Genomic DNA, 21190 nt, shown 5'->3' on the forward strand with positions numbered 1-21190 from the left:
GACAAGATTATATTTCTATTTGAATCAGTTCTTTCTTTTTTTGTCTTTGGTTGTGCTGCTCCTGCAGGAAGTCAATCTGGCCTGCAATGTTCTCAATGGTACCGTCTTTGAAAATGCTTTGAATAGAAACCTTTACATTAAAGGTGGTATTGATCCTGGCGATCATCTGGATAGCTTTCAGACTTTGCCCACCCGCTTCGAAGAAATTCTCGGTGATACCAATTTCGTCCCTGCCTAAAACTTCCTTCCATATATCGCACAGCTGTTCTTCGGTTTCGGTGCGTGCAGCTACAATTATTTTATTTCCTTCAGGCAACACACCAGGGACAGGCAGTGCTTTTTTATCCAGTTTACCATTTGTAGTAAGCGGCAATGTGCTCAATTCTATCAATTCTGATGGTACCAGATAATGCGGCAACCTGTTTCGCAGGAAGGTGAGAATTGAATCTTTGTCGAATTGTCCGTTTGGTACGATATATCCTACCAGGCGCTTGCTACCACCTTCAGATGCTACTGGTATTGCCACCGCTTCATTTACTATTGCACACTCTTTCATGGCATGTTCTACTTCGCCCAGTTCAATTCTGTAACCATGTATTTTGACCTGTTCATCACGACGGCCCAGGTATTCAATATTACCATCCGGCAACCACCGCCCTATATCACCTGTCTTATACATCTTATAGGTGCCATTACCAAATGGATCGGCAACAAACCGCTCGGCTGTCAATGCAGGCATATTCAGATATCCACGGGACACCCCAATACCAGCTACACATATCTCACCAGCTATTCCTACGGGACATAGCTCATGTGCAGGATTCAGAATGTAGATACGTGTATTTTGTATGGGCTTTCCTATCGGCACATTAATACTATCTGGTGTATACTGCATAAAGTAGTGACAGATGTCATCAGACGCCTCTGTAGGCCCATACGCATTTACTACCGGTATATGTGAGAATGCTTTGTGGTTAAACCATTTGCTGAGCAAGCCACGGCTCACGGCCTCACCTGTCACCAGCAACGTTTTCAGGTTATCAAGCAAGGGATGCGTATCTGTATCGAGGGCAATAGTCAGGTAAGAAGGCACCAGTTCGAGTATGGTCACTTTATAGTCATTTACAGCATGTATCAGAGCAGATGGTTCATAAATCAGCTCATCAGGGAACACGACTATCTGTCCACCCTTTATTAAAGCAGCAAACATCTGCCATACAGAAATATCGAATGTAAATGCGGCTGTAAAGGCAATGACAGTACTTTCATCTATTGAGAGGTCATGCACTTTTGCCAGCAGGTGGTTCAGCATGCCTGCATGTTCTACTATCACACCTTTCGGATTGCCGGTAGAACCTGAGGTATAAATCACATATGCGGGTTGATCTGGTGCTGCCTTACATTCTGTTTTGATGGCCGGCAATGCATCAATATGTACCCAATCTTCTTCCATTACAACTGCACAGATATCCATGTTACTGAATAACCTGTTATGCTCTCCTTTACCACATAAAACAACCTCGGCTTTACAATCATTAATAATATAGCTGATGCGGTCTTTAGGGAAGGCAGGATCAATCGGTACATAAGCTGCTCCCAGTTTTAAAATTCCCAATATACCTGTGATCATATCAATTGACCGGTCCATACATACAGGTACCAGCGAACCAGTTTTGATACCGAGTGATTGTAACCACACAGCCTGTTTGGAAGAATGCTTATCCAGGTCATAATATGAAATAGACTGCTGCTTACATGACACAGCCACTGCGGAAGGCGTCAGCAATACCTGGTGCTCGAACAGGTCAATCATGGTACTTGTGGCAGGGAAAAGCCGGTTAGTATCGTTAAAGGCATTCAGTAGCAGCTCTTTTTCGGATTCAAGAAGATATGGCAACTGGTTAACCGGCTTTTCTGGTTGGTCTACTGCAGCCGCTATGAGACGGTCTAGATGGAGGATCATCCGCTCTACAGAAGCCTTTTTATAAATATCAGTATTATACTCAAGCACCAGCTGTAATCCCCCACTACTTTCCGTAAATTCAAACAGCAGGTCAAACTTGGCAACAGCTGACTCTTCTCCACCATAAATTTCCTGTACCCGGTGTAGCGGTTTATTCCCATTTACATCACGTAATACAAGCATTACGTCAATCAGCGGATGCCTGCTGATGTCGCGTGGAATCTTCAATTCTTCAATTAGCGCTTCGAATGGATAAATCTGGTGTTCATACGCACCTAACGTTACCTCCCGCACATTGGCTAATATCGTCTTATAATTGTCATTACCGTTAAACCGGTTGCGCAATGGCAGTGTACGCAGATAGCAGCCAATCTGGTCATCAAGATCTGCATCCCCTCTGCCGGTTACAACCGTTCCAACTACAATATCTTCCTGTCCTGAATAACGGTGCAACAGTATATTCACCATGGCCAGCAGGCTCATAAACAGTGTTGTACCGGCTTCATTGTTTAGTTGCCGGATGTGGCCGACTGTTGCAGCAGGTATAATGTATCTTAATACTCCACCACGGTATGACCTTTCAGCTGGCCGGGGTTTGTCCGCAGGAAGGTCCAGCACAGGCAGTTCACCTTCAAACTGCTTTAACCACCATGCTTTATGCGTATTTATTGCATCTCCATTCAGTTGTGCCTGCTCCCAGGCAGCATAGTCTTTAAAATGGATCCTCAGGGGCGATAATGACGCTGCTTTTTTAGTAATAGCAGCATTATAAAATGCCAGTAATTCCTTTATTACGATTGCAAACGACCATTCATCACCAATAATGTGATGCATATTGTAAATCAGCTTCCTTTTACCTTCACTGTTTTGCAGCACAGCGGCTTTTATCAGAGGTCCTTCTGAAAGGTCAAAAGGCGTGCTCAGGAAGCCTGAAGTAAGTTCTGCTTCACTAACTTCATTATTGTTCGTATCAAAACGTGTTATTTTAAATCCGGCGTCAGCTGCATCTTTCACAAATTGCCTTACTTCGCCTACCTGATTGGTACGAAAGACTGTACGCAAAATCTCATGCCGTCTGATCAATTCATTAAATGCGGAGATTAATTCGGGAAGATCGACTCCATCTTCAAAAGTATAATCACCATGCATGGTATAGGCTACGTTGCCCTGGTCAAGCTGGCTAAGTACATATATTCTGAGCTGGGCCGACGATAAGACATATCCTTCCTGGCTATGAACCGGGGCAATAGGCACATAGTTATTTCTGGCAGCTTTGCCAAGCATATCAGCCTGTGCTTCCAGTACACTATGTGCAAACAGATCTTTTAGGGTGACTTTTACGTTGAATGTTTTATGAATCTGTGCAACCATGCGGATAGCTTTAATACTATGCCCGCCTTTGAGGAAAAAATCGTCTGTGACGCTAATCCTGACATCACCCAGGACTGCGCGCCAGATGGCAACAAGCTTTTCTTCTTTAGCATTGCGTGGGGCTACATAGCCTGTATGCGTATGTGAAATTGGATTATCTGTTGATAGCAGTTTGTCCCTGTCAATCTTTCCACTAAATGTCAACGGGAATTTATCCAACCTGATATACCAGGAGGGTACCATATATTCAGGCAGTGATTTTTTGAGGAAAAACCGTATGGCTGTATAGTCGGGTTCATTGTCACTGATCACATATGCCACCAGTTCTTTCTCCTCATGTCCAGCCCTGGTCTGAGCATGAACAAATGCGGCCTGGATACCCGGATACTGCTCAAGTGTATGGCTGATTTCTCCCGGTTCTATGCGGAAGCCACGGATTTTCACCTGGTCATCTTTCCGGCCCAGGTATTCGATTTGGCCGTCGGGCAACCAGCGACCAGTATCTCCGGTGCGGAATATGCGTACACCTACTTTAAATGGATCAGGCGTAAATTTCTGACTTGTCAACGCCTCATTGTTAAGGTATCCTCTTGCCACCCCATCTCCACCTATACAAATCTCACCCGGCACCCCGATGGGTACAAGCCGGTCTTTTGCGCCCAGTATATAAATACGGGTATTCCATATAGGACTGCCTATAGAAATAATACGATCAGCAGGAGATGTACGGAAGCAGGTTACTTCAATCGAAGCTTCTGTCGGTCCATATAAATTATATACCGGTATATCGGTATGTTCATACCACCGTTGCATAGTGGCCGCTGATAAGGCTTCTCCACTTGCCATTACTGTCCGTACTGTCCGCAATTGCTCTTTTGTACCCGGCTCCCGGGAGAACAAGGGGATAAACTCATTCATCATTGATGGCACAAAATGCACACGTGTTACGCCATTTTTGGCAATCAATGCTGCCAGACGTTCAGGATTAGCGACATCCTCAGCAGGACATAAAACCATCCTTGCTCCCAAACACAATGGCATAAAAATTTCAGGCACTGATACATCAAAGGTGATATTCGTTTTTTGCAGGATCACATCAGCAGATGAAAAACCGAACTCATGCCACATCCACTCCAGCCGGTTGATTACGCCACGTTGCTCCACCATACAACCTTTGGGAAATCCTGTTGAGCCCGAGGTATAAATAACATACAGCAGATCCGTTGACTTACCGGCAGGTGCCAGGTTATTTACGGCATACTGATCTGCCTGCGATAGAAATTTTTCTATTTCAGTTTTATCAACAACAAGTTTGCAACTGCTATCATTGAAGATATAATCCACACGGCTCTGAGGATAGTCCGGATCCAACGGAAGATAGGCAGCTCCCGTTTTCAGGATAGCCAGCACAGATGTAATCATCCAGTTGCTACGCTCCTGTTTGATGGCCACCAGATCGCCTGTATGAATATGATAATTCTTCTGTAAATAATTACCGAGGGCATTGGCTTTTGCATTCAGCTCTCCAAAGGTCATGCTTATATCACCATGAATGACGGCTACTGCATCGGGGGTTTTGCTGACCTGCTCCTCAAAAAGTCCTATAACCGTTTTCTGATCTGAATAGGTAACTGTACGACCATTGAATCCGTACAAGAGCTGCCGGTGTGCATCTTCGTTCAGTACATCTAATTCCTGCAGCGCAACATCAGGATTTGCAACTATACGCTCAAGGAGATAAATAAGCTGATCCCCGATTTGTTTTACATACTTTTCGTTGTAGCGTTGCTCATTATAATGAATTCTGATAGTAAAGCTGGCGCCTGGCACGATCGCAATCCAGAAATCAAAATTGGTATGCTCATACACTTCAAGTGAGACAGGGGCAAATTGAGTAGCAGCAGCAGAGTGACCAGCCTTACCCGCAGCAGCATCAGCCGGTTGGTCAGGGTAATTTTCGTAAACGAGTATATGATCAAATAATTTATGACCTGGTTTTACAATAGCCTGTATATCTGCCAGCTGTACATAATGGTGTCTGTTCCCATGAACATAGTTCAGCTGAACTTCCTTCAGCAGTTCGCTGAAGCGCTGCTCTTCCTTTAACTGTATCCTTACAGGTATTGTATTGATGAAGAGCCCGATCATATCCTCCACACCCTCCAGCTCCGGGGGTCTGCCAGATACCACTGCGCCAAAAACCACATCATTGGTATTATTATATCTGCTCAATAATAATCCCCACAGTGATTGAAAAAATATATTTTCAGTTACATTCAAAGAGGCGCACAATTCCCTGATGGCATCGCGTGTATCGCCACTGACAGCGATCTGATGTTTCCTGTCCCTGGGCATTTCCAGGCTATTTCCAGCATCAATTAAAGGTATGCTGGTTGTTGTACCTACATTGGCGAGATTCTGCTCCCAATACGTCAGAGAAGCCGATTTATCCTCCTTATTGAGCCACTTGATGTAATTAGAATAAGGTAGTACCCGTTTGAGCTGAGCAGGTTTACCATCCACCAGTCCGAAATAGATCTGGAAAAACTCCTTAATCAATATCCGCATACACCAGCCATCCATCAGGATGTGGTGGTGGCTCCAGATAAATCCGAACTGATCAGGTGCCGTTTTTAAAACCGTCAATCTCACCTGTGAACCAGATTGGAGATTAAAAGATTGCTTTCTGTCGGCGTCCATATATGAAGTTACCGGAAGGGCTTCGCTTCCGGTAAGGTCTTTATAGTCAAAAAGAGGGCTCAGGTCAGTTCTCACCACCTGCAGTGGTTCTTCTCCAACAGCATGTGTAAAAAATGTACGGAGAATCGCATGACGATTTGCCAGCTGTCGTAAGCTATCTTCCAGCAGCTGTATGTTCAGTGTTCCTTTAATCGTGACCCCTATCTGAGAAAAATATGCGTGTGATTCCGGCTCATTTAACCAATGGTAATATAAGCCTTGCTGCATAGGGCTCAATGGATAGATATCTTCCAACATATCATTTATTTTATTCGGATTATTTTAGGTCAGCCCATTAGCTGAAATCCACTCCGGGTTGTAGATAGTATCAATGTATGAATTGCCGGCATCCGGCGATATGAAAATGGCATTTACGCCTGTCTTTCCCCGTTGTCGCAAAAACCGGTCAGCCGCGGCAAATGCTGCACCGGCAGAACCGCCCAGGAAAAGATGGTGATGATGCAACAGATCATAACATCCTTTGATGATATCCGACTGAGACAGGATGATGAAATCATCAATTATTGCCTGATCATAGAAGCCTGTCCGCAGGCTGGCGCCTATACCGGGTATTTTTCTGGCAGCAGGAATATTGCTGAACACCATAGATCCTTCAATATCCACAGCTATGATCTTTATATTTTTATACTGCTCTTTCAGTTTGTTAGACAAGCCGGTAATTGTACCTCCTGTACTGACACTAATAAAAGCATAATCCAGGGAAGGAATGCTATTGGCGATTTCTTCTCCCAGTGTATAATAATAAGACATGTAATTATCCGGATTTTCATACTGGTTGGGTTGGTAGGCATTGGCATGCGTAACCAGATATTCCTTTACACATTGAATCCTGTTTAACAGGTAACCGCCGGTTTTATCTTTCTCTGTGACTTTAATGATTTCAGCACCTTTCAGACGCATGATATGTTCCTTTTCCGAGGTAATATTGGGATCAACAACGGCAATAAATTTCATATCAAGTGCCTTGCATATACTGGCGAGTGCAATACCAAAATTGCCGGAGGTAGATTCGATGACAGTGGTCTGTGAATCAATAATGCCTTGTTCCAGCGCCTTTCGGAGAATATAGAATGCGGGCCGGTCTTTAATACTGCCAAAGAAATTTAAATTTTCCAGCTTGGTATATAAATGACCGTATGTGTAATCCAGTTTATGCAAGCGGGTATGACCGATAAATGACGCCAAATGCCTGATCACTTCACCATACCTGGGTTTATCGGAGGATGTTGGCAGTACGATCCCTGTCTTCCCTGCGGTAAGCATGGAAGACAAATCTGTTTGTTTAGCCATTGAAATTATTTAATAGAAGAAAGGGTATTTTATATATGCAGCAGGAACTTAGTCTCCATAACGCTTTCACTATCACACGATCTCCTCTGTTTTCATTATTTTCCTCTGTCTAAATATGGGTTTATCCTTCATAAGGTGAGTTTGGGTCATTATAGTGCTCTCAAAATGTTGTTAGCAGTAAATGTTTAGATGATCAAATTACCTTAAATCAGATACCAATAACATAGGGTTAACCCGAAATATAGTTGCGGTTTTTACTAATACTCATTAAAAACTACCAGCGGACTTTCACCTCCTGCCTACCGGTTTCATACGAACCAGCCGAAATAATATTTTGTCCTATTGCATATTTAAACAGGCCTACTGTGGACTTTACACCTAATTTTTCTTTAAGGTCCTGCCTGATCTTTTCAATAGATTTTATACTTAGGAAGAACTCATTTGCAATTTCCTTATTACTCTTTTCCTCCCAAAGCAGCTGTAAAATTCTTCTTTCACGTGTATTTAAAATAATTTCCCGCCCTTCATGATATATATTGGAAGCTTGTTTAACATTCCAATATAGTGTATCTGTAAAAATATCACTGCGGTGCATTTTCCCTTCTGATACGGCCAGAATGGCTTCTATCAAGCCTTCAGGCTCATCCATTTTGGAAATGAATCCATAGATACCAATGTCCAGAAGATTGTTTATCAGCTCCATATCTTTACACATTGATAAAATAATTATTTTCAGATCCGGGTAATTCTCTTTCAGTAGTTTCATATTTTCTATGGCATCTTTATGATGTAAGATGTCCGTCAGAAGGATATCTGCGGACAAATGTTCCAGTTTACTGATGAGCTGTGGAAAGTGAACTGCATGGATATTTACCTGGATACGGGAATGCTCCATCAAATAGTTCTTCAATATTTTGGCGAAAAGGAAGCTTTCATCTGCAATCGCTACCTTAATGGTTTTTACTGGCATGAGGCTACTTTTTTTCAAACCGGAGGGAGGGTCTATATTTAAAAAAGGATATTGTTTATCTTAACTGGGTTCTATCAACGGAAATCAATATTTACGAACCTATAGTGTAATATTAATATCAGACATAGTTGTATAATAATTAATTTATCGTCCCGGTGGCAGGGTTAATAGGAAAAAACTGGTTACTTATAAGTTAAACAAACTTCCATACATAAATTATGATCCCGAAAAATAATTAAGGTTTCCAAATAGTTAATATTTGTGAAAACTTTCATGAGTATTTCTACCTTAATAGGCTGTTACTAAATTAATTACTTTTTCTCAGAAAATCCAAACAATAAATAAAATGCGATTCATAAAATTTTATTGTATCTTTTTTGCAAATAACTGCAACAAAATCTAAGTTAACCGGTCTTATTCGACAATGAGCTATTCCGCGGAACATAATTTTACTGACCAATTCCTTGTCGAACAGGTGCTTAATGGCGACCAGCAGGCATTTACACGGATTATCCGGCAAACTGAAAAACTGGTAGCCCAGATAGTATTTAAAATGATTCCCTCCCCTGCCGACCGGAAGGATATAGTACAGGATGTCTATCTGAAAGTCTATTCCAATCTTCCCGGGTTCCGTTTAAACGCCAAGCTTTCCACCTGGATAGGGCAGATAACATATAACACCTGCCTGCATTATATCGAGAAAAAGAAATTGGTGTATTTGCCCTCTTACATTGAAGAGGATGATGCAGAAGATCACCATGACCGTATCAGTTATAAACAGGGTAACATCGCGCAGAATGAGGTGGAAAAGGAATTACAGGCCAAAGATCTCACCGCTATTCTCAGCTCAGCTATCAAAATTCTTCAACCACCTATTTACCAGACGCTGATCACATTGTACCACCAGGAAGAAATGAGTTACGGAGAAATCGCTGAGATCACGTCGCTCCCGGAAGGTACCGTAAAAAATTATCTGTTCAGGGCCAGAAAGTCGCTTAAACAACAATTGCTGACAACCTATAAAAAAGAAGAAATATGAAGCAGGTACATCTTTCAGAGAATGAAGTACAGCAATTGGCTATGAAATTGCAACAGGCTGATCCACTGCAGGCACAGCACCTTCGGGAATGTGCTGCATGTAAGACGGCAATAGCCAGTTACCAGGCAATATTCACTTCACTAAAAGTAATGGAAAGCCCCACATTCGATTTTGACGTGGAGCAATTGGTAATGCCCCAACTACCTCAGCCGCAAAAGGCTGTTTCCAACAGTCAATGGTCTATCATACCTACCATTGGAATAGCTGTGGCCGTTTTTTGTATTCCTATCTTTATAATGAGCAGGTTCCTTTCTAATCTTGCAAAGGGCATTCCCGAGTACACCTTATATATTATTATAGTGACAGCCCTGGTTATTGCGGGCTTCCTGGGCAGGGAAATGGTGACCTCTTACAGGGAAAAAATTCGCCTGTTAAATTTTTATTGAAAAAGATGCAACATTCATTTGTTTGACCGGTCATATACGGTATAAACAATAAAACAGAAAAAAATGAAAAAGATCATCACTACTATAATGCTCGTTGCACCTGTATCAGTATTTGCACAATCACCGCTTTTTCCCGCGAACAGCGAACTCACCACTGAACTGCTCAGGAGTACAGTGGCCACCATAGTCCTTTTTATAGCATCTTCCTTTATTCTTTCATTGCTCAGAATATTGCTGAATAATCAGCTAAAGAAAAAGATGCTGCAAAAAGGAGTTTCAGAAGAGGTTATTGCCAATATGCTTCCACGTAAAAGTGAGCAGATTGCAGCAATTAAATGGTTTGCCATTCTTACTGCCATTGCTTTAGGATTAACAATTATCACATTTTTCCCTCCGATCGGCATTCACTCTGTAATTATAATGGCTGTATGTGTAGCATTGGGCTTTTTAGGTTATTACTTCTGGGTGAAAAAGATTGAAAAATAAAGCATGACTGGTTACCATCACATTCCTCACATTAATGCTTACATGTATGAAAACGGCATATATTCTATTTTCGGTTAGCGTGGTATTAGTTATCATTTCAATAAGTTTGTTCCTTAGTAATAATACGACCAGTCATAAAACGGCAGTTTCTTACGCTGAGACACCTACTGCTTATGTGTTTCGCGCATCCTACAATGCCAGTCAGGCTGAGTTGGTAGAAAAGTACATAGATAGCTGTTTTTTTCCTGTTGTAATTTTCGGCACCACTCATAAAGTAAAGAAAGAAGTGGTAACTGCTGACAATACCCGCTTTGATATCAAAGCATCCCAGGGAAACTTTTATGTAAAAGCAGATAAAAAATTAAACAGTCAGGCCGCTTTGGATAAGCTCATTAATACCTGCATGGGCTTGAAAAGTGTGATTAAACCCATATAACCATTACATAATCCATAAACATTCTTAAATGAAACCCTTGATAACCCTCATGGCTGTAAGTGTCATGCTCCTCTCTCTGTCCACAAAAGCCCAGCTGCCTGTCAGCAAGATTATTGGAAAGATCGTACAGGCTGACCAGCAGCCTGTCAACGCAGCCACCATATCATTATTGGTAGCAGGCAATACACAACCAGTCAAATTTGAGGTATCTGCTACTGACGGATCTTTTTCATTTGAAGATATCCGGCCCGGCATCTACACGATAGTAGCAACGGCAGTAGGACACCTCAAATATGAAAGTGCTCCTTTTACAATCGACTCATCCAACAACCAGACTACATTGCCGGTCTTTATAATGAGTAAAGCAGATATTGAGCTGAAAGAAGTAGCCGTAACAGCCAAGAAGAGTTTTATTGAACAAAAAATAGACAGAACCGTCGTAAATGTGGATGCCATGATTTCCAATGCCGGTACTACCGCGCTGGAAGTACTGGAAAAAGCACCAGGCGTGCGCGTAGATCCTAACGGTACAATCAGCCTGAAAGGACAACAGGGGGTTACCATTTTTATTGATGACAAACCCTCCTATCTTTCAGGTGCTGATCTGCAGAATTATTTACGCTCACTTCCTTCCTCCACACTGGCTCAGGTGGAAATCATGACCAATCCACCTGCCAAATATGATGCAGCAGGTAATGGAGGTATTATCAATATTAAAACCGTAAAAAAGAAGATCCAGGGTTTTAATATGGGTATTAACTTAAGCCCAAGATTTTCAAAATACACCAGCGTGAATAATAGTCTTGACTTTAACTACCGCCACAATAAATTCAACTTCTTTGGCAACTTTGCATACGGTACACGAAATAACTATAACGATATCAGCATCACCAGGAAATATAAAAATGAGGATGGCAGTCTGAAAGATATCTTTACACAGGACTCCTACATCCGCAGGAAAGGATATGGTGTAAAGGCAACTGTTGGTGCAGATTTCTATGCTTCTGAGAACACCACCCTGGGCATCACCTTTGACAATATGATACGTTATCCAAAGAATACCAATACAAGCACCGGGCAAATATATGATAGCAAAATGATACTGGATTCTTCAGTCGTTTCGATCAACAATGAAGATGGTAAATTCAAAAGCCATGGTGTCAATTTCAATATCAAACATGATTTCTATAAGAATGGTCCATCTATTCTTGCCAATTTCGACTACCTGACATACGATATCAACAACGACCAGATATTCTCTAACAAAAGCTATTCTCCGGAAGGAGTATTCAAATCGGAAGACAAACTGGATGGTAATTTGCCAACTGATATTAAAATTTATTCTGGAAAGGTAGATTATAGCCAGACGTTCAAAGGTGACTGGAAATTTGAAGCAGGTGCGAAGAGCAGCTATACCAATACCTCCAACATCGCTAATTATTTCAATACTATTGGAGGCATCACTTCACCGGATTATGAAAAAACAAACAATTTTAGTTATAAGGAAAATATCAATGCAGGCTATGTAAACTTGAATAAGGATTTCAACAGGTTGAGTGTACAGTTGGGATTACGTCTCGAAACAACTTCTTCTAAAGGACATCAGCTTGGGAATTTAGAGAAACCTGATTCGGCCTTTGCCCGTAATTATACGAACATCTTCCCTACGGTATTCCTGATGTATAGCCTGGATTCATTAAGCGATCATCAGCTTAAATTTAACTTTGGTCGCAGGATTGACAGGCCTTATTACCAGGACCTCAATCCCTTTATATCTCCTTTGGATAAGTTTTCCTACTACACAGGAAATCCTTATCTGCAACCATCCCTTTCGACAAAGGTAGAACTGGGCTATATCTTCAAAAACAAACTGACTGCTACAGCAAGTTATACAAACACGAAAGACCAGGTTTTTGAAACGATTGAGATCATTGACAATACCTACTATAGCAGACCTGGAAATATTGGAAAAACAAAACTCTATACACTTGACCTGGGTGCAGGTCTGGACCCTACCCCCTGGTTTACTTTCCAAATCAATGCACAGTTAAACTATTTTCATTCTAAAGGTAATTTCTATACAGGCTTACTGGATACCAAAAGTACTTACCTATATACGCAGGGGATGGCACAGTTTAAATTGAAGAAGAATTGGATTATTCAGCTAGATGGTTATTATCAGACCAAAATGACAAACGTACAATTTGAGCTGGCAGCCAGGGGCAGATTGAATGCAGCTGTAGCGAAAGTATTATCGCCAAAGGCAACGCTCAAATTCAGTGTGTCGGATATCCTGTTTACCAATATCAACAAAGGTACAATCACCAACCTTCAGCTGACAGATGCGTACTTTAAAACGCTTTCTGATTCAAGAGCAGCTATCCTTACGTTAAGCCTTCGTTTTGGAAAGGCGGTAAAGGGTCAACGTAAACATAATAGCACAGGAGCTGATACTGAATCAAACAGGGTAAAGAACTAATCATTATTTTTTTCATCATGGAAATACAAAAGGGTAGCTTCCATTCCTGGAGATTACCCTGTTTTTATTTCAACAGATAACTACTATCGCTGTCTAAAAGTAATACAACAGGTTTAACTCATTTGGCAATCGTCTATTAATTAAAAAAATCTTTTGGGGGAGAGCAAATAATCTTTGTACTTCACACAGCCTTTAATTACATGGATGTTGCTTAAAAAATGTTGAAAAATTAAAAATTATTTGCATTCAGCTCCACATTGCTTTCATTTTCTCCATTTACAATTCTTATCAAATTCAATAATGGGATCAAATGTTCGATAGAGAGCTCCTCCCATGCACATTAGGCGAAAAATTACTGTTAAAGTGATTTTTCGCCTTTTTTATATTTTTATTGTTATAATGACCCTGTTACCAATTATTTCCGATGTAGATGAATATTCTTCGATGACTGGCTCAGTCACAATTATACGGGTTGGATTACATGCATTACCTGTTTGCTTTTCTTCACTAGTATAAGTGAGAGTAACAGTGCCTATATCGGGAATATTGACAATGTATTTGAATGCACCTTTTTGAGATTCGTCAATAATAAATGCCAGTGCACCATACAACTCTGATCCGGTTGTTGTATCAAAGGACAGTCCTGACCTTGGTGTAACGTTAATCTTTGTGACATCAATTTTTTTTTTGATATGAGGATATTTTCCCCGGTTGCTTTATCCAGAAAGATAAGCCCTACCTTGGTAGGCGAAGGTAAAGCGGATAAACCTTCACAGGGATCAGTCTGTTTTGTTTTTTTGCAGGCAGGGCACAAACTGATGACAGCCAGCAATAATAAGAGCAGTGTCTTTTTCATATGGAATTGCTTAATATAGGTTAATTGCGATGTTACATTAAATATAACGAATCCTCCGTCAAATATGTTACAAGGTAGATATTAGTAAAAAATAAGCTATCAGATATAGACGCGGCTCTTGTTACCTGTCCTTATTCAAAAGCAATAAGAAGAAATATCATTGTCAGGTCGATGTAGCAACATAAAAATGGAAGAGGGTGCACTTAAAACTCAAAAGTTAAATACACCCTCTTTTAATTCGGATACCTGGTGGGGCCAGATGCCATTTTATGCGATTCTCAGGAGTTCCATCTATTTAATAATACACCTTCTTCTATTGATTTATATTTCGATTCCCAGCGTTTCCAATACTGCTTCAATGGGCGAAACCATAGCATAGGTTATACCATCATCTTCATTTTTCCCCCACAGCAATCCCATTACTTTATCGCCTTTCAATACCACACTACCACTGTCTCCTGACTTTGCAAAATCCTTTCCATCATTTCCCATTATTGCAAATTGATTCGGCTCTATACCATCAGGACCAGAAACAGAAAGGTACCTTACAGTTCCTGTAGTAATGGCTGAACTGAGCCCTGACTTCACCACCTGGTCACCTATCGCCACCTGATTGCGGCTTAAAATTCCTGTAACCGGGGTTTTAATTCCGAACAGTGTTTTCCGCGTCGCCGAACGCCCTTCCAGCACTGTTGCCACAGCACAATCTACGTACGTAGGTATGCCCTGCAGTGTTACATTTCCCATATAGGCTTCCAGCTTATCTCCGCCGGTATAATTGAAAATACTGTCAGTACGTGCTGGCTGGCAAACTTTTTTTGTCGTCGCATCATAATACATTACGTGATGATTGCTTAAAATGCCTAATTCCTGAGAGGCGGTACGCAACACGGAAATACCTAACGTACCACTGTAAGGGAATTTAATGATATTCACGTCTGGTCCGCATGAAATTCCTCCAATCATAGGGTCAAACTTATCCGTTCTGCTTTGATCAAGTTTTACCAGTTCATCTGTATGAATTAAAGGTAGAGGCACTGAGGTATGGGGACGCTCTACCACATCTGTAAGAATGCCCCGGTTTGTAAGGTTCTGCAAAAATATCATAGATGGATGACTGGCCGAAAGATCATTCTTTTTTGAGACAAAGAGTACCAAACATACCTTTTTTGTATCCTTACCAGCCATGACCTTATGCCCAATTGCAGAGCCCACGACATCTGGCAGCGCATGTAACTGTTGCCATAGTTCCTGCTGAACAGCTTCGATCACTCTATACTGTTCTAATTCTTCTGTATTAACCATGAGCTTACAATTTAATTACGTTACCTGAAGATGGTGCACCTCCGCCAGTTGGTGGTGGTCCACCTGCTGCAGCCTGATTTGCCAGCATCCGATATTGTTGCGTCCCTTTCTCTGTTTTTATCGTTCCTGATAAAGTGTATAAGTAGAGATCACCAGACACTGCATAATCGTTTGCCGAATTGTTAATGTAGAAATCGAGAGATACAGTAGACATTTTGCTCGCCCGTTCTAAAAAAGCTTCCATCAGCAGCGTAATCTGGGCATCTGAAAGCCCCTTTGATTTCATGGTTTGCCGGGTACGCTCATAAGATGCAGAAGCCCCGCCACCAAAAAAGTAACTGAACATTGACAAATCTGCAGAGACGGATGTTTTTTCCTCTTCTCTAATTTCCTCTTTGTAAGAAGCATTCAGCATTCCCATTGCCAATTCATTGAGATCTTTAACATCCTGGCTGCTTAGTGCAGAGATCATCAGCTGCGCCTTGAGATAACCACTCGTGTGGGCAGGAATAGTATAGGACAGACCTGTTAATTGTCCAAGACCAGATACCTCAATTGAATAGGATTCTGAGGCTTCTCCGTCCGCTTCAACAATATCCGGTACTACAAGGGGTACAGGATCAATAAGAGATACACCCTTATAGGTGATCTCAACAGTAGGTACTTCGGTTGCTATAACCGCGGTTGTTGTGTTAGGCATAATATTATTGTTTTAATAACCTTGTAAAGGTGCGTTGTCTATGCCTTTGTAAATAGCGGTGAAACACCTGTTTCAAAAAACAGGTATTTATACTGGGTTATCCAGGTATGGTTTTATACCACTTTCTCTGTCAGAAAAAATTACAGCCCGTCCGAAGTTCCGCAATATCGTCGAAGGATAGGCAGGCATCATTTCATTGTAAAGTGTATTGTTGACAGCTTCCTTTCCCTATGCAATATTCCAATTATAGTAGTTTTTGACCGTATCACTGAATTCACCTCTATAAGACTTATTAGTACGAATCAACTTCATTCTGGGACTAACGGTTTCAATTAACCTTAAATTGGCGGAAACATAGTTTCCGCCTTTTGCTTCTTCAGTTCATTTCTTACAGGCACTGGTGCACACATGTCCTTTTTCTCCATGTGCATAAATATGCTTGCCACTATCATGACATGCCTGGGTACATACATGTGCTTTCATCTTCATTTTCTTCTCTGTCTTAGCTTTTGGAGCATCCTGCTTTTTATCCTGAGCCATAGTAGCCAGGGAAAAATGTCCAATCAAAAGCGTTGCAATGAAAATTTTAAGGATTGATCTCATGGTGATTTATTTAAATTGTTATTGAAGCGTTACTTTAATAATATTGCTGATAGCAGGCATCATCGTTCTCCCATTTGGGTGAGGAACAACAGCTAATACCTTTGATTCAGTTAAAGGAATACCTGCCAGTGTGAGCCACTGGCAAATCCGGTATTTGATTTTCCCACGTACCATTGTCCCACGGCTAATTGACCTGGTAAAATTACCGGCAGTATTCCACTTCCCAGGAAGAAGCCGGTTTCAACCATTAGTTTACCGTCCAGCACATTTTCAATAGCAATAGAAGTTGACCTAACCGATGGTTTATCATCTTTCTGAAAGGTAGCCAGCTTCAACACAGGATCAGATAAAGGACACGGCTTCAGCAGTCTATAATTCATTTCCGGTGCATTTTAGTACCACAAAACAAATGAAAAGGTATCCCACAGATATTGCAGAATTGTAACAAAAGTATCACAATGACTATTCCTGGGTTTCATTTAGCAACTTAGTTATAATCGTCGATCATGGATAACTATACTGTATTTTCAACAGGCTCAGGATACACAATTTGATTTATTGTAGTAAAACCGCACACAGTTGTACCAAAATCGAACACCCAATAAAACAGAATATCATTTAACTCCTTGGCAATCAAATATAAATTTAATGGCATTCCCTTAGTGGGTTATATTTACACCACATAGATTGAAGTATGATCAAAAATTATCTCAAAACCGCATGGCGCAGCCTTACAAGAAACAAAGTCCACTCACTTATAAATATAATCGGGCTTGCAGCAGGTATTACAGTTGTTATGCTAATTGCTTTTTGGGTATATGACGAAACATCGTACAATACTTATTTCAAAAATTATAACAGCATTGCCAGGATTAAGCAAAACCAAACCTTTGAAGGAAAAGTATATACTCAGGATGCTATTCCTTTCCCATTAGGTAAAGCCTTGCAAACAGATTATAGCAGCGACTTTAAGCATGTAATCATGAGTTCCTGGCAGAGCAACCATATTCTGAATTATGGTTTAAAAAGCCTGACAGAATCAGGCATTTTTATGGACAATGGCGCTGATGACATGCTCTCGTTAAAAATGCTGTATGGCAAGTATGGAAGTCTGATCCAGCCAAATAACATCCTGGTTTCTGCCTCAGCAGCTAAAGCGCTATTTGGTAATGAAGATCCGATGAACCGCCAGTTGAAAATTGACAACGAAATGGATGTAAAAGTAGCTGGTGTGTTTGAAGATATCCCCCCAAATACAGAGTTTATGAAATTGAACTTTATTGCCTCATGGAATTTGTATGCCGCTAAAACATGGGTGAAAAATATTCAGAACGACTGGGGAGATAACTCTTTCCAAACGTTTATTCAACTTTCGGATAACGTAAATATCAATAACGTTAATAAGAAAATCGCTAATATAAAATACAATAAAACTGATGAAGAGGATAAGAAAAATCATTCCAAAATCTTCCTTACACCTATGCGTAACTGGCATTTGCATAACAATTGGGAAAATGGCGTTGCATCAGGCGGCCAGATTGTATATGTATGGATGTTTGGAATTATAGGTTTATTTGTGCTGCTGTTAGCCTGTATCAACTTTATGAACCTCGCAACAGCAAGAAGTGAAAAACGCGCTAAGGAAGTAGGCATTCGTAAAGCCGTTGGCTCCGCACGAAAAATGTTGATAGCGCAATTTTATCTGGAATCAATATTAGTAGTTACAATTGCATTTGGATTTGCTTTATTGTTTGCCGTCATTGCGCTACCCTGGTTTAACAAACTTGCAAATAAGCAAATGAATATTCCCTGGACAAACGCTTACTTTTGGTTTGCAGGTATTTTATTCATTTTTATTACAGGCATTATTTCAGGCAGCTATCCTGCGTTATACCTGTCGTCTTTTAATCCCATAAAAATTTTGAAAGGAAACTTTCACGCAACACGTAATGCAGCAATCCCAAGGAAAGCATTAATTGTAATGCAGTTTGCTATTTCACTAATTCTAATCATTGGAACTGCTGTAGTGTACAAGCAAATAAAATTTGCACAAAACAGACCAGTTGGTTATAGCAGAAATGCTTTGATTAACATCCCAATGAGCACTGAAGATTTTGGGGAAAACTATAATGCTATTAAAACTGAATTGATAAGTAAAGGCATTGCAGAAAGTGTAGCAACTTCATCAAGCCCCCTTACACGTTCGTGGTTTACTACGGGAGGATATACCTGGCAGGGAAAAAGCCCTGACTTAAACCAGGATTTTGTAAAGTATTACGTATCACCTGATTTTGGCAAAACCATCAACTGGCAAATTGTACAGGGAAGAGATTTTTCATCCGAATTTCCCTCTGATTCTTCCGGGCTTATTATTAACGAATCTGCCGTAAAATACATGGGTTTAAAAAATCCCGTAGGTGCTCTTATCAGCAGAAATGATAGTAAGCAGACTACCTATCAAATTGTAGGTGTTGTAAAAAATATTGTTACAGAATCTGCTTATGAACCTGTGCAGCAAACGTTCTATTTTTTTGATAAAAGCGGCAAAGCCAACTTTATTTTTATTAAACTCAAGGCAAATAAAAGTGTACATACATCTATTGAACAAACAGGCGATATTTTCAAGAAATATATTACCACTGCGCCGTTTGAATACAGCTTTGTGAGCGATGATTTTGCACAAAAATTTTTCAATGAAGAACGAGTAGGAAAACTGGCAGGCTTATTCTCGGCTTTGGCAGTTTTAATTAGCGCACTTGGATTATTCGGCATGGCATCTTTTATGGCCGAACAGCGAACAAAAGAAATAGGCATACGTAAAGTGCTGGGCGCATCTGTAATTAATGTATGGGGGTTATTGTCAAAAGAATTTATAGTACTTGTAATTATAGCCATACTGATCGCTGTACCGGTTGCCTATTATTTGATGCATAACTGGCTGCAGAATTATAACTATAGAACAAATATTCCCTGGCAGATTTTTGTGCTATCAGGAATTGGAGCGTTGGCGATAACGTTAATTACCATAAGCTTTCAATCCATTAAAGCAGCAATGGCCAACCCAGTAAAAAGCTTGAGGACGGAGTAGGCATTCAAAAAGGCAAGACACTTTAAGCATCTAAATAATTGACGACACTGCTTCATCGTCGACAATCTTTATTTAAGAAACATTTTTTTCTTGTAACAGTAAATTTAAAATTTAAAACGCGTTAATTCAGTGAAGAATTGACGCGTTTCATTTCAGCCAGATGATGGTTACGATTGTGCCATTGACAAACCGTTCTGCAAATCTATAGAATAGCATTAAATATGTTTCGAAGGCAATATTTACGCTTTCTTTTGTCTGTTATTAATTTATCTATACTTTGCCATTGCGAACCGGTCAATAATGTGTACTTCCGTCTCATAGTTTGTTTTGTGGTAAATCCAAACTAATTGATCGATTCGTTTTTTTTTCAAATTTCCTGCCGACTAATTTTTAAACATGGTCTTACTATATTATGTTGATACAAGTTATATCTAAATGAGGAAAGCTGTTTCCAGGAAGAAATTAAAGCAAAAAAAACCGGTCCCTCTCAGGACCGGTTTCTCCATTACTTAAATAGCTGTATCGTTGCGCCTATTTCAAAAGCCCCATCTACATACGTTTTTATCCCTCCTGTATGCGTTGTATACATCGCCTGTTCCGACACCATTTGCCACGCTTTTACACCAATTCCCGCTGTCACACTTTTGGATGAATGATACATCGCCATTATATTCGCCACATTATTCAGGAAACTGACATTCAAACCCGCATCCAGGATATTATCATATCCCTTTACACCTCTATACACCAGTTTGGGTTCAATAGATGTGACCTCATCACTCCCTGGCAGGAACCTATAAGACACCGCCGTAAAAAAAAGACCACCACCGTCTACACCCAGGTTATTCCCTGTAAACAGGTTACGTACATTCGGTAATGCCGCCTGTACATTGAGATGCTTATCCGTATAACCCATTCCAAACTCCGCTTCAAAATAGTTATCCCTGCGATTAAATCCACTAATAGAAGGGTCGTTGGAATCCCCATTCACTGCCTTTACATCCAGGCGTTGTACATTCCACACAGCAGATAAACCAAAATGAAACTGTTGCTCCTCTAACCCTAATGGGATACGATAGGCATACGTCATCGCAACACGGGTACGATCTATCAATCCAGCTTTATCGCTCATCACCTGTGCACCTACCCCTACCCTGCTATTCACCTGCCAATCGCCGGAGGCAAAGGCTGTGACCGGGGCACCGGGCATACCGCCCAACTGACGGCGATAGGCAGCATTGAGACGCATGCCTTGTTCCAGACCAGCCATGGCCGGGTTGGCCAGGTACTGGTTCTGGAAATATTGTGTGCCGGAGGGTTCCAGCAATGATTGAGAATTCCCTAAGGATTGTGCCTTACTTTCATTGGCCATGCATAGACCTCCAAGTAAGAATAAGC

General features: G+C 40.8%; 14 protein-coding genes. 6 read left to right on the forward strand and 8 right to left on the reverse strand.

The features are described 5' to 3' along the window. Positions 1–7: 7 nt before the first annotated feature. The 3 genes from SIO70_RS28630 to SIO70_RS28640 form a co-directional block, all read right to left on the reverse strand. Positions 8–6331: a non-ribosomal peptide synthetase gene (locus SIO70_RS28630; protein WP_320576663.1), complete on the reverse strand. Its 6324-nt coding sequence runs from the start codon at positions 6329–6331 to the stop codon at positions 8–10. A gap of 24 nt (positions 6332–6355) precedes the next feature. Beyond that, positions 6356–7384: a pyridoxal-phosphate dependent enzyme gene (locus SIO70_RS28635; protein WP_320576665.1), complete on the reverse strand. Its 1029-nt coding sequence runs from the start codon at positions 7382–7384 to the stop codon at positions 6356–6358. 274 nt (positions 7385–7658) lie between these two features. After that, positions 7659–8354 (reverse strand): response regulator transcription factor, encoded by a 696-nt coding sequence (locus SIO70_RS28640; RefSeq protein ID WP_320576668.1) that lies wholly within the window; start codon positions 8352–8354, stop codon positions 7659–7661. A gap of 424 nt (positions 8355–8778) precedes the next feature. On the opposite strand from SIO70_RS28640, the gene SIO70_RS28645 reads away from it, so the two are divergent. The 5 genes from SIO70_RS28645 to SIO70_RS28665 all read left to right on the forward strand — a co-directional run bounded on the left by SIO70_RS28645 (position 8779) and on the right by SIO70_RS28665 (position 13240). Next, on the forward strand, positions 8779–9393 hold the full coding sequence (locus SIO70_RS28645) for an RNA polymerase sigma factor (RefSeq protein ID WP_320576671.1): 615 nt from the start codon (positions 8779–8781) through the stop codon (positions 9391–9393). Further along, positions 9390–9839 (forward strand): hypothetical protein, encoded by a 450-nt coding sequence (locus SIO70_RS28650; RefSeq protein ID WP_320576672.1) that lies wholly within the window; start codon positions 9390–9392, stop codon positions 9837–9839. The genes SIO70_RS28645 and SIO70_RS28650 overlap by 4 nt, the downstream gene beginning before the upstream one ends. A 63-nt stretch (positions 9840–9902) precedes the next feature. After that, the gene (locus tag SIO70_RS28655; protein ID WP_320576674.1) at positions 9903–10325 is read left to right on the forward strand and encodes a hypothetical protein; all 423 of its coding nucleotides are present in this window, start codon (positions 9903–9905) and stop codon (positions 10323–10325) included. 46 nt (positions 10326–10371) lie between these two features. Then, positions 10372–10761, forward strand: a complete 390-nt coding sequence (locus SIO70_RS28660; RefSeq protein WP_320576677.1) for a hypothetical protein — start codon at positions 10372–10374, stop codon at positions 10759–10761. Between the two features lie 28 nt (positions 10762–10789). Continuing rightward, positions 10790–13240 carry a TonB-dependent receptor gene (locus SIO70_RS28665; protein ID WP_320576679.1) on the forward strand — a complete coding sequence of 817 codons (2451 nt, stop codon included), beginning with the start codon at positions 10790–10792 and terminating at the stop codon, positions 13238–13240. Between the two features lie 1177 nt (positions 13241–14417). Here the strand turns inward: SIO70_RS28665 and SIO70_RS28670 are convergent. The 4 genes from SIO70_RS28670 to SIO70_RS28685 form a co-directional block, all read right to left on the reverse strand. Beyond that, entirely contained in the window at positions 14418–15401 is a 984-nt protein-coding gene (locus SIO70_RS28670) for a hypothetical protein (RefSeq protein ID WP_320576681.1), read from the reverse strand. 4 nt (positions 15402–15405) lie between these two features. Then, positions 15406–16101 carry a hypothetical protein gene (locus tag SIO70_RS28675; protein WP_320576683.1) on the reverse strand — a complete coding sequence of 232 codons (696 nt, stop codon included), beginning with the start codon at positions 16099–16101 and terminating at the stop codon, positions 15406–15408. A 381-nt stretch (positions 16102–16482) separates the two neighbouring features. Beyond that, complete coding sequence (locus SIO70_RS28680; protein WP_320576684.1) at positions 16483–16704, reverse strand: hypothetical protein; 222 nt, start codon at positions 16702–16704, stop codon at positions 16483–16485. Between the two features lie 110 nt (positions 16705–16814). Next, on the reverse strand, positions 16815–17084 hold the full coding sequence (locus SIO70_RS28685; RefSeq protein WP_320576685.1) for a hypothetical protein: 270 nt from the start codon (positions 17082–17084) through the stop codon (positions 16815–16817). A 314-nt stretch (positions 17085–17398) separates the two neighbouring features. Between SIO70_RS28685 and SIO70_RS28690 the strand changes: the two genes are divergently transcribed. After that, entirely contained in the window at positions 17399–19792 is a 2394-nt protein-coding gene (locus SIO70_RS28690; RefSeq protein ID WP_320576687.1) for an FtsX-like permease family protein, read from the forward strand. A gap of 505 nt (positions 19793–20297) precedes the next feature. On the opposite strand, the gene SIO70_RS28695 is transcribed toward SIO70_RS28690, so the two are convergent. Beyond that, on the reverse strand, positions 20298–21164 hold the full coding sequence (locus SIO70_RS28695; protein WP_320576689.1) for a PorP/SprF family type IX secretion system membrane protein: 867 nt from the start codon (positions 21162–21164) through the stop codon (positions 20298–20300). Positions 21165–21190: the final 26 nt, after the last annotated feature.

The organism is Chitinophaga sancti, assembly GCF_034087045.1.
Classification (GTDB): Bacteria; Bacteroidota; Bacteroidia; order Chitinophagales; family Chitinophagaceae; genus Chitinophaga; species Chitinophaga sancti_B.